Raw genomic sequence first — 19933 nt, 5'->3', positions numbered from 1 at the left:
AAAATCTCCCGTTTGTTTTTGAATATCGGTAATTTACCCTTAGTTAGGAGTCTAGCATTATTTGGCTGCTATTCCAGTCTGATATCTTATTTTTTACAGCTTACGTTCAACTTAAACGCCCGCCGTGAAATAATACAGGTTTTTGCGGAGCGCGCGCCATGTTTAGATTAACTCGCTTAATCGGTGTTTTTGCCTTGATTTTTATGTGTGGTAAAGCAGGGGCTGAAACTGCCGAACAAATTATGCAAGCGGCGCGGCAAGGTGATTCGCAAGCGCAAGCCAAATTGGCGTCACTCTATCTTTTAGGTAGAGAAGGGCTGGAAAAAGATGAAAAGCTAGCTGCCGAATGGATGGAAAAGTCGGCCAATCAGGGCATCGTCGATGCCCAAGTAGTGATGGGGGCGTTTTACGATCGAGGTATAGGCGTGACTGCCGATCGCGACCAGGCAACCCGATGGTACGAAAAAGCCGCTAAACAAGGGCATGGTACCTCGCTGGCTATTTTAGGTAAAAACCCGGCGGCAAAAGGCAGTGTGCAGTTTAATTATCAGGCGATGCGTTTCAATGCGGCGCGCTCGATTCCAGCAGAATATGCAAAAAGATTTTTAACAGGTAAATAATAGACATGAGTATAAGAACCCGCTTTGCCCCTAGTCCCACCGGTTACTTGCATGTGGGGGGCGCCAGAACAGCTCTATTTTCATGGTTGTATGCCCGAAAACATGGCGGCAAATTTATTCTGCGCATCGAAGATACCGATCTGGAGCGCTCCAGCCAGGACTCCGTCAATGCCATTTTGGAAGGCATGACTTGGCTGGGTTTGGAGTATGACGAAGGGCCTTTCTATCAAACTCATCGGTTCGACCGCTATAAAGAGGTGATTCAGCAGTTGCTGGATCAAGGTGACGCCTATTATTGCTATTGCAGCCGGGAAGAGCTGGATGCTTTGCGTGAACAGCAAATGGCTGCCAAGGAGAAGCCGCGTTACAACGGTAAGTGTCGGAACGGCTCGGAGAGTAGTGGCGAGCGGGTGGTGCGCTTCAAAAACCCCGAGCAGGGCGAGGTCGTTATCGACGATCTGGTCAAGGGTCGTATCGTGGTGGCCAACAAGGAGTTGGACGATTTGATCATCGCCCGTTCCGACGGTACGCCGACCTATAATCTGACTGTAGTGGTCGACGATATGGATATGGGGGTGACTCATGTCATCCGCGGCGATGACCATGTCAATAATACCCCGCGACAGATCAACATTTTAAAAGCCTTGGCTGCGCAACTGCCGGTGTATGCGCACGTGCCGATGATTTTGGGTGCGGACGGCGCACGTCTGTCCAAACGCCACGGTGCGGTCAGTGTGATGCAGTATCGCAATGACGGTTATTTGCCCGAAGCCTTATTGAATTATCTGGTGCGTCTGGGTTGGTCGCATGGCGACCAGGAATTGTTCAGTATTGATGAGATGATTGAGCTGTTTGAGTTGGAAAAAGTCAATGTGTCGGCATCGACATTTAATACCGAAAAGTTGATTTGGCTGAATCACCAATACATTATGACCAGCGATCCCGCCCATGTGGCCCATCATTTAAGTTGGCATTTGGGCGAGCGGGGTATCGACCCCGCCAGTGGGCCGGCATTGGCCGAAGTGGTTAAGGCGCAAAGGGAGCGCTGTAAAACCCTGGTGGATATGGCTGAGGACAGCCTGTATTTCTATCGCGATTTTGCAGCTTATGACGAAAAAGCCGTCAAGAAAAACTTCAAGGCGGGTGTGGATGAGATATTACAACATCTGTGGAGCCGTTTCGACGCGATTGAGGCATGGGAGGCAGAAGCTTTGCATCAAGTGGTGCTGGATAGCGCCGAACAGTTGCACTTAAACCTGGGTAAGGTTGCTCAGCCTTTGCGGGTTGCCGTTTGCGGTTGCGGTGTATCGCCGGCCATCGATGTGACCCTGTATTTGCTGGGTAAAGAAAAAACCCTGGATCGAATCGCCCGTGCGATCAGCTTTATAAAAAATAGCTAGACAAGGCGGTAAATGTCAGTATAATGCGCGGTCTCGACTACGGGGCCATAGCTCAGCTGGGAGAGCGCTTGCATGGCATGCAAGAGGTCAGGAGTTCGATCCTCCTTGGCTCCACCAACGCAGTTGATTGTTTAAAGTCTTAGTCCCCATCGTCTAGTGGCCTAGGACACCGCCCTTTCACGGCGGTAACCGGGGTTCGAACCCCCGTGGGGACGCCAATTTCGGTTGGCAAAAAGTTAAACAGCATTAAATCGCAGAAGACTGCACCAGTTCTAAGTCCCCATCGTCTAGTGGCCTAGGACACCGCCCTTTCACGGCGGTAACCGGGGTTCGAACCCCCGTGGGGACGCCAATTATTTTCAAATTCCGCCTTTGGTGATGTTTACATTATCTGATGGCGGCATGTCTGTTCGTGAAATTCTGATTTTTAACACTGGCATTCGAGTTGGGCGATCCCGATCAATGATAGCTTTCTCTCTCTTGTCGGTATTCGGTATGCCGAAAGGGCTAATAATTCCAAGTCAGCCTAAGCCGTCATGACAATTTGCAGGTCACTCGCAATAGTGTCCGCCTATCATCAAAGCCGTTCCCCCATTCAAAAATTGCAATTTTCAATTCTGCTTGCCGGTTTAACAGTACTTTTGCGGAAAGCCTGCCGATTTGCAGCGATCCTTAACAAGTTTACCGTTGACTATTTCGAAGTGTATTACAATCGAAACGGCCTCGACTTAAATCGGGCTACGGGAGAAATTTAGTTTATAGCTTTAAAGCATTCGCAGAGTAAAGTGTTTGTCAAAATCCGGCGGGACCGAATGGCGGATTGCTAATAAAACGTACTTGATTGGTAGCCAATTCCAATGAACGATGACAAAACCAGAATCAAGCCAAACAATACTGCACATGCAAATCAGGACGATGATCGTACTGTATTGGCGCCAAATAAAAGGGATGAGCTGGCGGTTGACTTATTAAATATTCAAGGAGAAGTCCTTGGGCATTTTAAGTTTGCCGACCGTTTTACAGTGGGGCGGGCAGGGGATAATGGTATTGTCATTTCTGATGATGTGGTTAGCCGCTACCATATGGAGATCAAGAGGGAGGCGGGTGGTTGGTGGCTATATAATCTTAAGAGCACAAATGGCATTTTCATAGATGGGCGTTTGATACCCAACAAAGAGGCCTTGCATTTTCCGGTTCTGATTGCCCTGGGTGTTGCGGGTTTTTATCTTAGAATACAGCAGCATACCCATTCGCTACCTGCCGCCCCTTCCTCTCCCGCGACTACCGCAACTGTTTTAAACCCTAGTACTCAAGCAGAAACTGCCGCATTACACCGGAATGTATCGCAGGCCGATATTGAGGCGCGCTTAATGGCCAAGGAAGATAGTCCGGATATGGGCGATTACACGCTGATGGCCCGGCGGGTAATTCATAAAGATCGTGTCAAGCGCTCCAAGAGTTATAAAAAAGTGATTTGGACTTTGGCGGGGCTTTTCGGGTTGGCGGTAGCCTTGGTGACCTATCAACAAATCGCTTTGGAAAATACCCGAAAATTGGCGATTGATATGTTTTACGACATTAAATCGCTGGAGGTCAATATCTCGCTGGCTGATATTAAGTTGGAAGAAAGTGCCGCCGTTTTGGATGAAACGCTGGCGGCAATTAACACCGAAAAACTCAGAATATCCCAAGAGCAATTGAAATTGCAGCAGGAGAAAATTGCCGCCGAAAGGTTGCGCATGCGTCAGGAAAGGGCGCGCTTGGCGAGCATGAAGGCCAAATACCGGCAGTATGTCGAAGAAGCCAACAGCCTTAGGTTAAGATTCCCGACCACTACACAATATGAAAACCAATTAATTGCCAAGGTGGCGCGCGAATTGGGTGAAAGTGAATTGGAATTGCCGGAAGAGTTTGTTTCCGAGGTACGTAAATATATTCAGTACTGGCAGGGCACATCAAGGTTGCAGACTGCTATAAGCACCTTGGAGAAAAACCATTTGTTACAGCCGGTTATAGCCACGTTGGAAACATACGGTCTGCCCTTGTATTTTATCTATCTGCCGTTGCAAGAAAGCAATTACGATACGCGTGCGATAGGTCCCGAGACCCGGTTTGGCATCGCCAAGGGGGCTTGGCAGTTGCTGGCAAGTACCGCGCAAGAATACGGCATATCGCCGGGACCGCTTGCCGATCTGCGTGAATATGATGAACAGGATGAGCGTTTCGATTTCGCCCGGGCCACCCAGGCGGGCATTAAATATCTCCGCAAAATTTATAGCACCGAAGCCCAGGCCTCGGGATTATTGGTGATGGCCAGTTATAACTACGGCGATAACCGGGTGAAAAATATGATTAAGCAAATGCCGGATAATCCACGGGACAGGAACTTTTGGAAATTCCTACAAAATTACGAATTGCCCACTGAAACCCGCGATTATGTGTTTTATATTTTTTCCGCCGCCGTGATAGGCGAAGACCCGCAACATTTCGGCTTTAAATTTAATCCGCCGTTATACAAATTAAAATCCTGAAATTCTGCACTTTGACGGCTAAATTGACTTTTGAGGTGGGCTGGTAAGATGCATCACTGTGTTGCCAAGGCGACTTGGCACTGCAGGTTTTAACTCCTTTCGGACACAATTTTCAGAGGTTGCCTATGTTGGTTAATTTTCGTGCTGGTTTTAGATGCCTGCTTTTGTCGGTTTGCCTGACATGGGCTTCCGCCGTAAACGCTGAAACTTTGCAGGTCGGTGAGGATGCGCCGCTGTTTCAATTAACGGCTTATGACGGCAGCGAGATGCGTTTAATAGACCGGCAAAAAAAGGGCTGGACGGTGTTGTATTTCTACCCCAAGGCCGGCACGCCGGGCTGTACTACGCAAGCGTGTGCTTTTCGCGATGCCATTAACGCCATTCGCTCACAGAATGCCGAGGTGTTCGGTATCAGTACCGATGATCTTGCCGACCTGAAGGCGTTTCATGAAGAACACAAGCTATCCTTCAGTTTGCTGTCCGACCCCGATGCCAAAGTCACGGAACTTTACGGCGTGAAGATTCCGGTGTTGAACATGGCCAAGCGCTGGACGTTTATTATCGACCCTGCGCTGGTGATTCGGCAGATAGATGACGATGTCGATCCCGCCCTGGATGCGGGCCGGGTAGCGAAAAGCCTAAAGCGACTGCAGGCGGCCCAATAGTTGCCGCAACTGATTTTTTTGGCTGTTGGGGTGGCGTTTCATGCTTAAGCAAAATATATCGAAATCCGAAGAAGCGTTTTATCGATTTATCAATACTTCGCTTGACCAGTTACTGGAAGAGCAGCTTTTGGCCGACCCGCAAGGCCGCTTGTTGGGATTATTTAAACGTTGCGCCGAACAGGTGCCGGCCTATCGGCATTTTTTGGACTCGCGTCGGATTATCCCGGCAGAGATTAATGATTACCCTGCATTCCAGCGCTTGCCTTTGATAAACAAGGCCGATTATATGCAGGTGTATCCGTTGCCGGAGCGCTGTCTGGGGGGCAATTTGCAAGGTGCGGACCGAGTGGCGGTGTCTTCGGGCTCTACCGGTCGGCCGACTTTTTGGCCGCGTTCGGCGGCGTATGAGTTGGATGTGGCGGTACGTTTCGAGCAAGTTTTTGTAGATAGTTTTGCCGCGGATCAGCGCAACACCTTGGCGGTGGTCTGTTTCGCGTTGGGAAATTGGGTAGGCGGTTTGTTTACCACCTCATGTTGCTGGCATTTGGCGCGCAAGGGTTATCCATTGATGGTGGCGACACCCGGCAACAATAAGGCCGAAATATTTCGGGTGGTGCGCGAACTGGCGCCGCATTTCGAGCAGACCGTACTACTGGGTTATCCGCCGTTTATTAAAGACGTGTTGGATGCCGGTGCGGCCGAGGGCATAGCGTGGGATGCATACCAGACAAAGTTGGTGTTTGCCGGCGAGGTTTTCAGCGAAGAGTGGCGGAGTATGCTCGGCCGGCGTACCGGTTCGACTCGGTCTTGCTTCGATTCGGCTTCGCTGTATGGTACAGCCGATGGCGGTGTGTTGGGCAATGAAACACCCTTTAGTATTGCTATTCGCCGTTGGCTGGCTGGTCTTCCTGCCGCGGCTCGCAATTTGTTTGGCGAGTCACGCCTGCCAACTTTAGTGCAATACGATCCGTGTAGCCGTTTCTTTGAAGTGCACGATAACACTCTGGTGGTGTCCGGTGAAAACAGCGTACCGCTGCTGCGTTACCATATTGCCGATAAAGGTGGGGTGCTGAGTTTCGATGAGATGTGGGAATTTCTGAATCATCACGGTATTCATACTGTCGCGGATCTGGGTTTGCCGACGGATTTCCAGCCACGCCCATTACCTTTCGTGTTTGTGTTCGGTCGGGCCGACTTTACGGTGTCCTATTACGGCGCCAATATTTATCCCGAGAATGTGACGGTTGGCCTGGAGCAGCCAGACATTATGCGTTGGGTAACAGGAAAGTTTGTTTTACAGGTGCGGGAAACGGCCTTAGGAGACAAGGAGCTGCATGTCGCCGTGGAGCTGTTGCCGGATGTGCAACCGGAACTAGCGCTGACTGAGATTATTGCAATATCGATAAAGGCTGAATTGTTGCGTCTGAATAGCGAATTTGCCAATTACACCCCCAAAGAGCGGCAACTGCCACGGGTGACTTTGCATCACTTTGCCGACCCGGAATATTTCCCTATCGGTGTCAAGCATCGCTATTCCCGTAAGGCGGCCGACTAAACCGGACGCCTCCCGTTCCGAGTCTGGTAGAGCTATCAGAAAATCTTGCGTAAAGCCAATTTAATGGTGAGCTTTCACCCAGCGAACGATTTCCTGTGTACTCATGGCCCCTGACTGGCGAGCCAGCTCGCGACCGCCTTTAAACAATATCAGCGTCGGAATACTGCGGATATTGTAGCGCGCGCTGATAGCGGCTTCGGTTTCCGTATTCAGTTTGCCGAGCCGGATATCCGGTTCCAGCAATTTAGCCGCTTGCGCAAAAGCAGGCGCCATCATTTTGCATGGTCCGCACCAGTCGGCCCAAAAGTCCACTAATAGCGGGATACCGTTACGAGTAAGGTGTTTATCAAAATTTTGGCTGTTCAATTGTAATGGCTGCCCGTCAAAAATAGCTTGATGACATAGGCCGCATTGCGGATTTTGCCGCAGGCGTGGGGATGGCAGGCGGTTAGTCGCCGAACAATGAGGGCAGACTATATGTAGGTTTTCGCTCATAGCTGGGCCGTGGAGATAAAAGCTCTCAAAGAAGGTAAGTATAAAAAGGCTGGTTGTTACCGGTAACGTCGCAGTCGATCGGGATACTCTGAGTTTAGCAAGAATATACTGAAAAGTGACCTTCTACATGGCAAGGTGGAGAAAATCAAAGTAAGGGATGGCGGGCGATTCGTATAGATCTGTTTCAGACATCGGCCGCTATGCGGGGTTGAATTTAGTTCGGCGGCCTCCGCTATAGGCAAATATTAAAACGCATCAGGATAGACCAATCCATTTGATCTATATCAAACCAGGAATGCGGATTACTGCCATGATGGCCGAAAGCCGCTTAGGCTTTTTGGTCTCTGAATTAATTAGCCTGCCGGCGAATTAACTGGGGGCGGACTCAATCTACTAAACAAGAGAATAATGTATGAAAAAAATCAGCCAAATTTTGTTGATCATGCTTGCTGCTTCAACCCTGCTGGCCGCCTGTGGCGAACAAGGCGTCGGCCCGAGCAAACCAAAACCCGAAGCAGCTAAAACTGCCGAGTAAGCTTTTTAAGCCGTGATATTGCCGGGTTATGACGATGACGCGGTAATATCAAACAGCTGCTTCCGGTGTGCATGCTTGCGGGCAGGCATTGGCAATCAGCTGCAATACTTGCATGTTATTGATCATAACCCCTCTCTGCTTGACTGTGATAACGCCTTGCCGTCCAAGCAAGCCTAATTGCCTGCTTACGGTTTCAATCGTCAAGCCCAAGTAATTGGCGATGTCGTATCGACTCATGGTCAAATTAAACAAAGTGCTTGAAAACCCCAGCGCCGCATAGCGGTTTGAAAGCATCAGTAAAAAAGTCGCTATGCGTTGTTTGGCCGGACGATGCCCGAGCAAGATCTTGTCGTGATCCGATGCGATTTCCTTGCCCAAAGTCCGCATCAATTGTTTTTGCAAACTGGGTATGTGTGCGCAGAGCTCATTGAGTTGGGCCAAAGGTAATTCGCAGACCGATGCCGTTTCCAATGCCATGGCGGAGCAATTGAAACGACCGTGCTGGAAGGCATCCAAGCCCATCAGTTCGCCGGGCAAATAAAAGCCTATGATCTGTTCCTCTCCGTCCGTCGTGGCAATAAAGCTGCGAAAAGAGCCGGATTTTATCGCGTATAGACTTTCGCACGTTTGGCCCTGCGCATAGAGCAACTGGTCGGTCTGTAACGGATGCCTGTTTTTGATAATACCGGTGAGTTGCGCCACTTCCTGAGGCTGTAAACCATAGGGCAGGCATAAGTCGGCTAATTTGCAGTTGGGGCAACTGATGCGTTGTGTGTTGAATTCAGGCACAAGTCTCCTGGAATTATAAATGTTTGGCGGACAGAGTAGCAGAGCCATGCTGGTGCCGGTTATAGCGCGACTGCATGATAGGCGCGCGGTGCGCAACAAGTGCCGGAGGACTCAATATAAGCTCAGGCTAATTAGTCACACCGTTATTTTACTCGTAATCATACTCTCACTTTATGAACCTTCCATATTCGCAATGAAGCGAGATTAATTTTCCTATTCGGCCAGTTCATGGGATAAACTTTAAGGTTTACAACGAAAGAGGTTGCCAAAGCAGCCCTATTCTTAATTTTTCATGGCTTGATTTGAGGAGCAACATGATTATCAAACCTCGCGTACGCGGCTTTATGTGCGTTACCACCCATCCGGTCGGCTGCGAAGCCAATGTCAAACAGCAGATTGATTACGTCAAAAGCTTCGGCGCTATCGGCAACGGCCCGAAAAACGTGCTGATTTTGGGCGCTTCCACCGGCTACGGGCTGGCTTCGCGCATTGTGTCCGCTTTCGGGGCGGGCGCTAAAACCCTGGGAGTATTCTTCGAGCGCGAAGGTTCGGCCGATAAGCCGGGTACTCCGGGTTGGTACAATTCGGCGGCGTTTCATCAATTCGCCGAAGCGGAAGGCCTGTACGCCAAAAGCATCAACGGCGACGCTTTTTCCGACGAAATCAAACAAAAAGCCATAGCTGCCATCAAACAGGATATGGGTAAGGTCGATCTGGTGATTTACAGTCTGGCCGCACCGCGCCGCACCCATCCTAAAACCGGCGTCACCCACACTTCGACCCTGAAGCCGATTGGCAAGGATTTGGTGCAAAACGGCATCGATACCGACAAAGAGGTGATTAAATCCTTTACCTTGCCGGCCGCCACCCAGGAAGAAATCGATAACACCGTGGCGGTAATGGGCGGTGAGGACTGGCAAATGTGGATCGATGCCTTGGCAGAAGCCGACGTGCTGGCGGATGGCGCCAAAACCACCGCTTTTACCTATCTGGGCGAAAAAGTCACCTGGGATATTTATTGGCACGGCACCATAGGCGCGGCCAAGAAAGATCTGGACAAACGCGTCATCGATATTCGCGCCAAACTGGCCGCTTTGGGCGGCGATGCCCGGGTTTCGGTATTGAAAGCCGTGGTCACGCAGGCTAGTGCGGCGATTCCGGTAATGCCGCTGTATTTGGCGTTGTTGTTTAAAGTCATGAAGGAACAGGGCACCCATGAAGGCTGTATCGAGCAGGTCAACGGCCTGTTCCGCGACAGCTTGTATGGCGCCAACCCAACACTCGACGAGGAAGGTCGTCTGCGCGCCGACTTAAAAGAATTGCAACCTCTAGTGCAGGACAAGGTCAATGCCTTGTGGCAACAGGTCAACAACGACAATATCAACGCAGTGACCGATTTCGCCGGTTATAAACACGAGTTTATGAAGCTGTTCGGTTTCGAGGTGGACGGCGTCGATTACGAAGTCGATGTTAACCCCGAGGCGCCTATCAATAACTTGGCTTAAATACTTCATGTCATCATTGGTTAGCGCTGTCGCTATCCGATGATGGCTCGATTGCCAAACAGGTCGTCTCCGCAAATTTGGAATAGCAAGGTAGCGTTAGGTACAGCGTCTGTCTTACCACTTATTATTTTAATGGCTTGTTGTTAGAATGCCGGTAAGTTTCCAAGGCCTTCACATAATGTCCAGCACTTTGTCGGTTCCTAAATTACGCAAGCTACTTTTGTCACTAACGGTTTTTACATTAACCGCCTGCGACATTTCCCAACTCAATAACCCCTATCCCGATACCGATCATGGTCAGGCCATCCTGTATTCGTCTTTTTCCGAGCGGCCCAAGCATTTAGATCCCGCCGTGGCTTACAGCAGCGACGAATACGGATTTATCGGTCAGATATACGAACCGCCGTTGCAATACCATTACCTGAAGCGCCCCTATCAATTGCAACCCTTGACGGCTACCAAACTGCCCACGGTTCGCTATCTGGATAAGCAAGGCAATATGTTGCCGGATAGCGCCAACGACGCGGAGATTGCGTTTAGCGACTACCTGATAACCATCAAGCCAGGTATTGCCTATCAGCCGCATCCGGCCTTCAGTCAAAACGAACCTGGTCGGTATTTGTACCACGCCTTAAGCGATGAGCAATTGTCGGCTATAGATACCCTAACGGACTTGCCCGTACAACAAAGCCGAACCTTAACGGCAGAAGATTATGTCTACCAAATCAAGCGGCTGGCCTATCCGAAAACACAGTCGCCCATTGCCGAACTGATGGCGGGGTATATCGACGGCTTTGCCGAGTTTGCCCAGGCTACGGCGGAGATTCCGCTCCAAGAGCTGAAAAACCAAACCCTGCGCGGCGTGCAAGCCTTAAGTGATCATCAATATCGCATTCGAATCAAAGGTAAATACCCGCAATTTCAATATTGGTTGGCCATGCCGTTTTTCGCGCCCATGCCGTGGGAAGCGGATGTGTTTTATGCACAGCCGGGTTTGAAAAACAAAAACATTACCTTGGATTGGTTTCCGGTCGGTACAGGGCCGTATTGGTTGCAAGAGAACAATCCCAATAGGCGTATGGTGCTGGCGAAAAATCCGCATTATCACCCTGATTTTTTTCCGACGGAAGGTGATCCGGGCGACCACGAAGCCGGTTGGTTAAACGATGCCGGCAAGCCGCTACCGTTTGTGGACAAGGTAGTATACACATTGGAAAAAGAGTCCATTCCCTACTGGGCAAAATTCTTGCAAGGCTATTACGACGCTTCCGGGATTGCCTCGGATAGTTTCGATCAGGCCGTGCAGTTTTCAGGCAGCGGCGATCCGCAATTGACCCAGATGATGCGGGAAAAGCAGATTCAGTTGCAAACCTCGGTGGCCACGTCGGTGTTTTACATGGGCTTTAACATGCTGGACCCGGTCATCGGCGGCGATAGCGAAGCAAACCGCAAATTGCGGCAAGCCATTTCCATTGCCGTCGATTACGAAGAGTTTATCGCCATTTTCGCCAACGGCCGCGGTGTAGCTGCGCAAGGCGCCTTGCCGCCGGGCATCTTCGGCTATCAGGATGGCGAGGCCGGCATCAATCCGGTGGTTTACGACTGGCAAAACGGCAAACCGCGGCGTAAATCGCTTGAAAAAGCCAAGCAATTGCTGGCCGAGGCCGGTTACCCGAACGGCATCGATCCTAAAACCGGCGAAGCCTTGTTGCTGTATTTCGATACCACGGCTACCGGCGCCGACGACAAATCCTTGATGAACTGGTACCGCAAACAATTCGAAAAGCTGGGCATACAACTGGTGATACGCGGTACCGACTACAACCGCTTTCAGGAAAAAATGCGCAGCGGCGCGGCGCAGATTTTCGTCTGGGGTTGGAATGCCGATTATCCCGACCCGGAAAACTTTTTCTTCCTGCTGTACGGGGCCAATTCCAAGGTCAAGCAGGGCGGCGAAAATGCCGGCAATTACGCCAATCCGGAATTCGACCGGTTGTTCGAGCAAATGCGCAACATGGACAATAGCCCGGAACGGCAACGCATCATCGATCGCATGCAGAATATTTTGCGCCAGGATGCACCCTGGCTGTTCGGCTATTTCCCCAAGGATTTCGCCTTGCTGCACAGTTGGTATAAAAACCTCAAGCCGGCTCGCATGATCAACAACCGCCTGAAATACAGCCGTATCGATACCGAGTTGCGCGAGCAAAAGCGGGAAGAGTGGAACAAGGCCGAGTTCTGGCCTTTGCTGCTCGGTTTTGCCTTGCTGGCCGTGGCGATTTATCCGGCGGTTAAGGCTTATCGGCGGCAGCAACAGGAGACCAAATCATGATGAGTTACATCATTCGGCGGTTTTTATACGCCTTGCCGTTGCTGATGGCGGTGAACGTGCTGACTTTTGTGCTGTTTTTCGTGGTTAACAGTCCGGACGACATGGCCCGCATGCAACTCGGGCAAAAGCACGTCACCGAGCAAGCCATTCAAAATTGGAAACATCAGCACGGCTACGATTTGCCGTTGTTGTGGAATAGCGGGCAGGCGGGCGGCAAATGCTTAAGCGATACCATTTTTTACCAAAAATCGGTGAATCTGTTTTTGTTCGACTTCGGTATTTCCGATAGCGGTCGCAACATCGGCACCGACATTCGTCAACGCATGTGGCCCAGTCTGGCGCTAGCCTTGCCGTCACTGGCGGTCGGCTTGCTGGTCAATATCACACTGGCCTTGTTGATGGTGTTGTTCCGCAATACCTACGTCGAATTGGGCAGCAGCGTGTTGTGCGTAATGTTGATGTCGGTATCGTCCTTGTTTTATATCATCGGTGGTCAGTTTGTTATCGGCAAACTGCTGAAGCTGGTGCCGATTTCCGGTTACGACAGCGGGCTGGCGGCGATCAAGTTTTTGATCCTGCCGGTGATGATCAGCGTGGTGGCCGGTATAGGCTCGGGCGCTCGTTGGTACCGCACCTTGTTTTTGGAAGAGGTGGAAAAGGATTACGTGCGCACCGCCCGAGCCAAAGGCCTGACCGAAACCCAGGTATTGTTCAAACACGTACTGAAAAACGCCATGATCCCCATTCTGACCGGCGTGGTGGTGGTGTTGCCGTTGTTGTTTATGGGTAGCCTGATTATGGAATCATTTTTCAGCATTCCCGGTTTGGGCAGTTACACCATTGATGCCATTAATCGGCAGGATTTCGCCATCGTCCGCTCCATGGTGTTTTTGGGTTCGGTGTTATACGTCGCCGGCTTATTGCTGACCGACATTTCCTACACCCTGGTCGATCCGCGCGTGAGGTTAAGCTGATGATCGTGTTATGGACTGACGCGTTGATTTACTTTCTAGTCTTGGCCGCTGCCGGGTTGGCGGTTTATATGTCGCGGCAGGCGCAGATGCGGAGGCCGTTACGAAAAATCACTTCCAACCCGGTGGCAATGGCATCACTGGCTATGCTGTTGTGTTTCGCGCTGATCGGCCTGGCCGATTCGGTGCATTTTAAAGACGGCGATAGCCGCGGTAACGAGGTTATAAGTCTGCTGGATGTGGCTTGCACCACCATGCGCAAACACGGCGAAAAAACCTATTCCGCACCGTTTGCGGTTTATGGCTATGCCAAGGAAACGCTGACCCTGGGCGACGGCTCCACCGGTTGGGATTATCCTCGCCTGCAATACGGTGGCGCGCATCTGACCGACCCCGAAACGGAATGGGCTGGCGATGTTTTTGATAAAACCTTCGGAGGATTTAGCCGGGGGGCGGGTCTGATGCTGATGGTCTTAGTGTTGGCTTGGGGCGACCAACACGAACGGCGCCGGGCGTTATGGCGCAGCACCAGCAGCAAGGCCGTATGGGCGACATTATTCCTGGTGGTGAGTGGCTGTTATACCTTGTTTTCCTTGTCGGCTTATTATCATGTGCTGGGTACCGATAAAGTCGGTGAAGACGTGTTTTACCAGACCTTGAAAAGCATACGTACCGGTCTGGTGATCGGTTCCCTGACTACCTTGGTGATGTTGCCGCTGGCCATCGTATTCGGCATCATGGCCGGCTATTTCAAAGGTTGGGTCGACGATGTGATTCAATTCATCTACACCACTCTCAACTCCATTCCCAGCGTATTGTTGATAGCCGCTTCGATTTTGATGGTGCAGGTCTACATGGCCAACCACCCGGAAAATTTCAACAATTTGTTGGTGCGCGCCGATATGCGCTTGCTGTTTCTGTGCCTGATTTTAGGCGTCACCAGTTGGACGGGCTTATGCCGCTTACTGCGGGCCGAAACTTTGAAGCTACGGGAAATGGAATATGTGCTGGCCGCGCAAGCCTTGGGCGTGAAACCTGCCATGATATTGTTTCGTCACATATTGCCCAATGTCATGCACATCGTACTGATTTCGGTAGTGCTGGATTTCAGCTCCTTAGTACTGGCTGAGGCGGTGCTGTCCTACATCAACATCGGCGTCGACCCCACCACCCACAGTTGGGGCAACATGATCAACAGCGCCCGCCTGGAAATGGCCCGCGAACCCATAGTTTGGTGGTCATTGGCAGCCGCGTTTGTGTTTATGTTTGCACTGGTGCTAGCGGCGAATTTGTTTGCTGATAGCGTCAGGGATGCGTTTGATCCTAGGAGAACTCAATAATGGCGGCGTTGGATCAGATCAGCATTCATGGTTACAAATCCATTCAAGATTTGGAAAACTTGGCACTAAAATCATTAAATATATTAATCGGCGCAAACGGTGCTGGAAAAAGCAATTTTATTTCTACATTTGATCTTTTAAGGCATATAAAAACAGGTACTTTTCAAGCTTTTATTCAAAAAAACGCAGGAGCGAATGCTTTCTTACATTATGGCCGAAAACAAACCCATCAAATTAGAATTCAACTTTTCTTTAATGACAATATTTACTCTATCAATCTTATACCGACTATTGACAATAGATTAATTGTAAATTCCGAAACACTTGCTTTTGGAGTGAATAAAAGTCACAACCCGCCATTGGAAGAACTATTGCAGTTCAAAGCTCCAGCTAATTCCGGAAATCCAGAATCAACTCTCAGTGAGATAAATGAAACTGATGATAGCTTAACGATATTTCAATGGGCTATTGAAAATACGCGGGTATACCATTTTTCCGACACAACTGAAACTGCTCTAGTCAAGCAAATTCATTCTAAATCTGACAATTTACGATTAAAGCCCAATGCGGACAACCTAGCCGCTTTTTTACTACTATTAAAAACTAAATTCCCGCAACACTACTCCCTTATTGTCAAAACTATTCGCCTTGTCGCTCCTTTTTTCGACGATTTTATTTTCCGAGACGGCGAAGAATATATTCAAGTTGAATGGAAAGAAGTCGGCAACCCAGACACGCCCTTCAAAGCCTTCGTCTTATCAGATGGTACTTTACGTTTTATCTGTTTGACAACCTTATTATTGCAACCAAAGGAACTAATGGCAGACACCACCATTATCGACGAACCCGAGCTGGGTCTTCACCCATACGCCTTAACCATACTGGCCGATTTAATCAAAATAGCTTCAGAAAAAACCCAATTAATTATTTCTACTCAATCCGTTGAGCTCATTAATCACTTTTCGGCTAACGATATTATTGTGGTAGATAGAGAAAACAATGCCTCTACCTTTAAGCGTCTCGATGAAGATCAATTACAAGACTGGTTGGAAGATTACAGTTTAGGAGAGCTATGGCAACGCAATATCATCGGCGGGAGACCAAGCCGATGATGCGGGTTAGAGTTGTTTGCGAAGGGCAAACAGAAGAAACCTTTATTCAGGAGGTATTGAAAATTCCGCTCGCATATCAAGCCATCTATTTGGAGCCCTGCTTAATTAGCACATCAATTAATTCAAAAGGTGGTGCTTTGAATTATGATCGAGTCAAAAAGTTTATTATCAATTCTTTAAAACAAGATAAATCGTTACTTGTTACAACATTTTTTGATTTATATGCCTTAGACAAACGTTTTCCTGGCTTGGAGGAAAGCCAAAAAATTAATGACACCTATCAAAAAACCCACTTTATTGAGACTGCTTTAAAGGACGATATTTGCAGCGATTATAATGAAGCATCGCAGCGTTTCTTTCCGTACATACAACCTTATGAATTTGAAGGACTGTTGTTTTCAGAAATAGCCAAACTAACCGCTCTTAACTCTGAGTGGTCCAGGGTTTTAGAAAAATTGCAGTTAATTCGTAAAGAATTTGAAAGTCCTGAACATATAAACGATAGCTATGAAACAAGGCCATCAAAACGCATTAGCGATGCGCTTTTGCAAACGGGGCTTTCTTATCGTAAAACCACCCATGGCCCATTAGCCATTCAAAGTATCGGTCTCGATAAGCTCTGTGATGAATGCAAGCACTTTGCTGGCTGGTTTCAGCAATTAGTTCAGCTAGGGACTGTTTAGATGAACCCATTACTTAACATCACCAACTTATCCGTCCACTTCGGCCCAATCGCCGTCGTCGACGATATCAGCTTCGAAATCCGACCCGGCGAAACCTTTGCTTTGGTCGGCGAATCCGGTTCCGGCAAATCTATCACCGCATTGTCGGTGCTGCGGCTGTTGCCGAATAATGCAAAGATGCAGGCTGCGAGCATAACCTTGCAAGAGCAGGATTTGCTGAACATTCCGGAAATCGATTTTTGCCGGTTACGCGGTCGGCGGATTGGTTTGATTTTTCAAGATCCGATGTCGTCGTTAAATCCGGTGATGACGATAGGTCAGCAGATTGCCGAAGTCTTGCATATCCATTTTCAGTTATCCAATTCAGAAACTAATCAGCGGGTGCTGGAACTGTTACAACAGGTGGAAATCCCCGAGCCCGAGCGCCGTATCCACGAATATCCGCATCAACTTTCAGGAGGTCAGCGCCAGCGGGTAATGATCGCGATTGCCTTGGCCGGTAAGCCGGATTTGTTGATTGCTGACGAACCAACTACGGCGCTGGATGTGACCATTCAGGCGCAGATTCTGGATTTGCTGAAAAACCTGCAAAAACAAACCGGCATGGCACTGTGGTTGATCAGTCATGATTTGGCGTTGGTATCCAATATTGCTGATCGGATTGCGGTGATGCAAAAAGGCAAGATTGTCGAAACGGCCAGTATTGCCGAATTTTTCCATCAGGCCCAGCATCCCTACAGCTTGAAATTGTTGGCAGCGCTGCCCAAGATGGAAAGTTGTGTGGGCCGGCCAGCGCAAGCCAAACCGGCTTTGTTGAGCGTAGAAAAATTTAAAGTCTATTACCCGATTCGTAAAGGTATTTTCAAGCGGGTGGTCGGGCATATCAAGGCGGTGGACGGGGTCGATTTTGAATTGCATAGCGGTAGCACATTGGCCTTGGTAGGCGAATCCGGTTGCGGCAAAACCAGTTTGGGTAAAGGTTTGTTGAATTTAATCCCGGCGGAAGCTGGGCGGGTGTTGTTTGCTGGTGTCGATATGACTCAGCTAAGCGGTGAAACCTTGCGCCGTCAACGCGCCGAGATGCAAATAGTGTTTCAGGACCCGTTTGCAGCCATGAATCCCAGAATGGTGGTGGGTGATATCATTGCCGAAGGCTTACGAGCCTTACGAGCCGAGATATCTAAGGAAGCGATGCAAAATCGGGTCGCTGAGCTGTTATTGCAGGTGGATTTACCTGTAGATGCCGCGCTGCGCTACCCGCATGAGTTTTCCGGCGGTCAGCGCCAGCGGATTTGTATTGCCAGGGCTTTGGCAGTAGAACCTAAATTAATCATATGCGACGAACCTACCAGCGCGCTGGATGTGTCGGTACAAGCGCAAATCATTGAGCTACTTAAAAATCTGCAAAAACAACAAGGCTTGAGCTTTTTACTGATTACTCACAATTTGGGGGTGGTGGCGGAAATGGCCGACCAGGTGGCTGTGATGTATCAGGGTAAAATCGTCGAACAAGGATTGGTCGAGCAGGTATTAACGCGGCCCCGGCATGCTTACACCAAGACTTTGTTGGCTGCTGTACCTAAACTGCAGTCCACGCGGCCGCAATAACTCATTCGATATCGATATGCACTTCGTTACGGCGTAGTGCCGGGATAGTCCAGGGCGGATCGTAAGCCGCCGAACGCGCGGACGATCGGATTTTATAATCCTGTCGGCTCAGCCAGGTACTTAACTCGTTCGCCATCGCGTTGATTTTTTCCTCGCTCAAGCTGCCGGAATAACCTAGCACAGCGACCTTTTTAGCGGGTAGCTGTTTGATTTCCACCAGCGGGTCGAGCGGTTCGGGCAGCGTGGATAGCGCGTATTCCGGCGGCATCACAAACGCCATGCGCCATTGTCCGGCGGATTTTTGCTGTAACACCGGCGCAGTCATGGCAATTTTTTCGCCTTGTTGTTCCCGGTAAACCGGCGTGGTCATGGCCATTTTTTGCTGTTGGCGATTGTTGCCGAAAATATAGCCGGCCAGACGGTTAAAGCCTATCGAGCCGCTGTCGGCATAGTCGGCGTCGATGATGGTTTCTGCGATCAGTAAAGGCTGATAGGCGCGGATTTCAATGTCGCCGTCTTGTAAAATCACTGTGTAAGCGGCTTCCGCGCTATTGCGTATACCAACCATGGAGCACCCCGCTAAAAAAATACTCAAAAGGGTTTGACCTAATGTTTTGATCATAATCAAAGTTTGAAAAAGTGAGCGGCCAATCGCCTGCGGCTTTGAGTATGCCGCAAAATAATTTTTTTGCGGTAGATTGCCGATATCCGCAACGCGTTTTTCCAGGTTAATCCACATGAACCTTTATCAGCTCTATCGTCGGCAGGCATTAAACCTGACCCGCCAGGAGGCCTGGGATTTTTTCTCGTCGCCGCATTACCTGAATCACATCACTCCGGCGTTTTTTAACGTTGAAATTACCTCGAGAGTGCCGGCAAAAATCTACACCGGCTTGATGATCGGTTACCGGATGAAGGCCGTGTTCGGCTGGCCCATGCCCTGGTTATCTGAAATCAGTCACTGCAACGAACCGCATCGGTTTGTCTATCAACAAGCGGTCGGCCCGTTCAAGTTTTGGAGTCACGAAGTGTGCTTGACGGAAGAGCAGGGGCATGTCGTCATGGAAGACCTTGTGTTTTACGCCATGCCATGGGGTTGGCTGGGGCAGGTCATGCACAGGCTGTTGATAGGCGGCAAGCTGCAACGGATATTCGATACCCGGCAAAACTATCTGCAGGCAAAGTGGGGCGTTGACGTGTAAATTAGGCGTTTTCTGTTTTCTATACTGAATGTTATGCCTATTTTTATTATCTTCTGCGTCGTGTTGACGACGCTGGTGCAAACCCAGAGTGTATATTTACCGTTTCTGAATCAGGAGCCGGTATGGATGTCCGGCGCCTATCTGGCCGGGTTGTTCCTGTTGGGCGGCTGTCTGAAAAAACTGCCGAGCAGCGTCTGGCAGGATGGTTTTTCATGTGGCGTTCTATGGGCCTGGTACGGTTACTGGGAGCCTTTGTTTAGCAAAGGCTCGCCGATGTTTCACGTGTTTCCCATCTATTACGCCTTGCTCTGCGGCTGGATGTTGCTGGCCTTCATCAATAAAAGTCCCCGCTTCGACCGAGAGTCGCGGGATGCCTTGCGTTATCTGCAACGATATCTGTCGCGTTTCGATACCTGCGCGTTAGCGGTGGGGGTGCTGATTGGGTTGGCGATGCCCGAGCACTATTTGCTGTATCCCATTGTGATGACCTTGTTTATCGTGCGCAGCACGTTTCAGCGCTGTCTGGAAATTATCGAAAGCCAGTAAAATCGGACTAATCAGTCGGGAAAAACCCCAATCGACATTTCATG

At 49.7% G+C, this 19933-nt stretch carries 18 protein-coding genes and 3 tRNA genes; 18 read left to right on the top strand and 3 right to left on the bottom strand.

All coding sequences use genetic code 11. The annotated features are described in order from the left end of the window. Window positions 1–158: 158 nt before the first annotated feature. From M0R33_RS01740 to M0R33_RS01705, 8 genes are all read left to right on the top strand, one after another. Window positions 159–620: a tetratricopeptide repeat protein gene (locus M0R33_RS01740; RefSeq protein WP_292564165.1), complete on the top strand. Its 462-nt coding sequence runs from the start codon at window positions 159–161 to the stop codon at window positions 618–620. 5 nt (window positions 621–625) lie between these two features. Then, entirely contained in the window at window positions 626–2020 is a 1395-nt protein-coding gene (gene gltX, locus M0R33_RS01735; RefSeq protein ID WP_292564162.1) for a glutamate--tRNA ligase, read from the top strand. Between the two features lie 41 nt (window positions 2021–2061). Beyond that, a tRNA-Ala gene (locus M0R33_RS01730) sits at window positions 2062–2137 on the top strand. A 25-nt stretch (window positions 2138–2162) separates the two neighbouring features. Further along, window positions 2163–2238, top strand: a tRNA-Glu gene (locus tag M0R33_RS01725). 58 nt (window positions 2239–2296) lie between these two features. Continuing rightward, a tRNA-Glu gene (locus tag M0R33_RS01720) sits at window positions 2297–2372 on the top strand. 505 nt (window positions 2373–2877) lie between these two features. After that, a complete protein-coding gene (locus M0R33_RS01715; RefSeq protein ID WP_292564159.1) occupies window positions 2878–4551 on the top strand; it encodes an FHA domain-containing protein in 1674 nt (557 codons plus the stop codon). Between the two features lie 125 nt (window positions 4552–4676). Continuing rightward, the gene (locus M0R33_RS01710) at window positions 4677–5216 is read left to right on the top strand and encodes a peroxiredoxin (RefSeq protein WP_292564155.1); all 540 of its coding nucleotides are present in this window, start codon (window positions 4677–4679) and stop codon (window positions 5214–5216) included. Between the two features lie 40 nt (window positions 5217–5256). Then, window positions 5257–6771, top strand: a complete 1515-nt coding sequence (locus M0R33_RS01705) for a phenylacetate--CoA ligase family protein (RefSeq protein WP_292564152.1) — start codon at window positions 5257–5259, stop codon at window positions 6769–6771. A 60-nt stretch (window positions 6772–6831) separates the two neighbouring features. Here the strand turns inward: M0R33_RS01705 and trxC are convergent, their stop codons facing one another. Then, window positions 6832–7266 (bottom strand): thioredoxin TrxC, encoded by a 435-nt coding sequence (gene trxC, locus M0R33_RS01700; RefSeq protein WP_292564149.1) that lies wholly within the window; start codon window positions 7264–7266, stop codon window positions 6832–6834. Window positions 7267–7678: 412 nt separating this feature from the next. Here trxC and M0R33_RS01695 point away from each other — a divergent pair, with 412 nt between their 5' ends. Next, on the top strand, window positions 7679–7801 hold the full coding sequence (locus M0R33_RS01695; RefSeq protein WP_292564104.1) for a hypothetical protein: 123 nt from the start codon (window positions 7679–7681) through the stop codon (window positions 7799–7801). A gap of 48 nt (window positions 7802–7849) precedes the next feature. On the opposite strand, the gene fnr is transcribed toward M0R33_RS01695, so the two are convergent. After that, a complete protein-coding gene (gene fnr, locus M0R33_RS01690) occupies window positions 7850–8590 on the bottom strand; it encodes a fumarate/nitrate reduction transcriptional regulator Fnr (protein ID WP_292564102.1) in 741 nt (246 codons plus the stop codon). Between the two features lie 314 nt (window positions 8591–8904). On the opposite strand from fnr, the gene fabV reads away from it, so the two are divergent. The 7 genes from fabV (at window position 8905) to M0R33_RS01655 (ending at window position 18141) form a co-directional block, all read left to right on the top strand. Continuing rightward, window positions 8905–10095 carry an enoyl-ACP reductase FabV gene (gene fabV / locus M0R33_RS01685; protein ID WP_292564099.1) on the top strand — a complete coding sequence of 397 codons (1191 nt, stop codon included), beginning with the start codon at window positions 8905–8907 and terminating at the stop codon, window positions 10093–10095. Between the two features lie 178 nt (window positions 10096–10273). Further along, window positions 10274–12427: an ABC transporter substrate-binding protein gene (locus M0R33_RS01680; protein ID WP_292564096.1), complete on the top strand. Its 2154-nt coding sequence runs from the start codon at window positions 10274–10276 to the stop codon at window positions 12425–12427. Beyond that, the gene (locus tag M0R33_RS01675) at window positions 12424–13401 is read left to right on the top strand and encodes an ABC transporter permease (protein ID WP_292564093.1); all 978 of its coding nucleotides are present in this window, start codon (window positions 12424–12426) and stop codon (window positions 13399–13401) included. Before M0R33_RS01680 ends, M0R33_RS01675 begins: the two co-directional genes overlap by 4 nt. Continuing rightward, window positions 13401–14738, top strand: coding sequence for an ABC transporter permease (locus M0R33_RS01670; RefSeq protein WP_292564090.1), 1338 nt, complete (start codon window positions 13401–13403; stop codon window positions 14736–14738). Before M0R33_RS01675 ends, M0R33_RS01670 begins: the two co-directional genes overlap by 1 nt. Continuing rightward, window positions 14738–15850: an AAA family ATPase gene (locus M0R33_RS01665; protein WP_292564087.1), complete on the top strand. Its 1113-nt coding sequence runs from the start codon at window positions 14738–14740 to the stop codon at window positions 15848–15850. The genes M0R33_RS01670 and M0R33_RS01665 overlap by 1 nt, the downstream gene beginning before the upstream one ends. After that, window positions 15811–16533, top strand: coding sequence for a DUF4276 family protein (locus M0R33_RS01660; protein WP_292564084.1), 723 nt, complete (start codon window positions 15811–15813; stop codon window positions 16531–16533). Before M0R33_RS01665 ends, M0R33_RS01660 begins: the two co-directional genes overlap by 40 nt. Next, a complete protein-coding gene (locus M0R33_RS01655) occupies window positions 16534–18141 on the top strand; it encodes an ABC transporter ATP-binding protein (protein ID WP_292564080.1) in 1608 nt (535 codons plus the stop codon). A gap of 1 nt (window position 18142) precedes the next feature. Here M0R33_RS01655 and M0R33_RS01650 read toward each other — a convergent pair whose 3' ends face one another. Next, window positions 18143–18763: a heme-binding protein gene (locus tag M0R33_RS01650; RefSeq protein WP_292564077.1), complete on the bottom strand. Its 621-nt coding sequence runs from the start codon at window positions 18761–18763 to the stop codon at window positions 18143–18145. Window positions 18764–18878: 115 nt separating this feature from the next. Between M0R33_RS01650 and M0R33_RS01645 the strand changes: the two genes are divergently transcribed. Further along, a complete protein-coding gene (locus M0R33_RS01645) occupies window positions 18879–19343 on the top strand; it encodes an SRPBCC family protein (RefSeq protein WP_292564075.1) in 465 nt (154 codons plus the stop codon). Window positions 19344–19376: 33 nt separating this feature from the next. Continuing rightward, window positions 19377–19889, top strand: coding sequence for a hypothetical protein (locus M0R33_RS01640; RefSeq protein WP_292564072.1), 513 nt, complete (start codon window positions 19377–19379; stop codon window positions 19887–19889). The last annotated feature ends 44 nt before the right edge of the window (window positions 19890–19933 follow it).

It is taken from the genome of Methylomonas sp. (assembly GCF_023228165.1).
Lineage (GTDB): Bacteria > Pseudomonadota > Gammaproteobacteria > Methylococcales > Methylomonadaceae > Methylomonas.
This window is presented reverse-complemented; position numbering and strand designations above follow the sequence as displayed.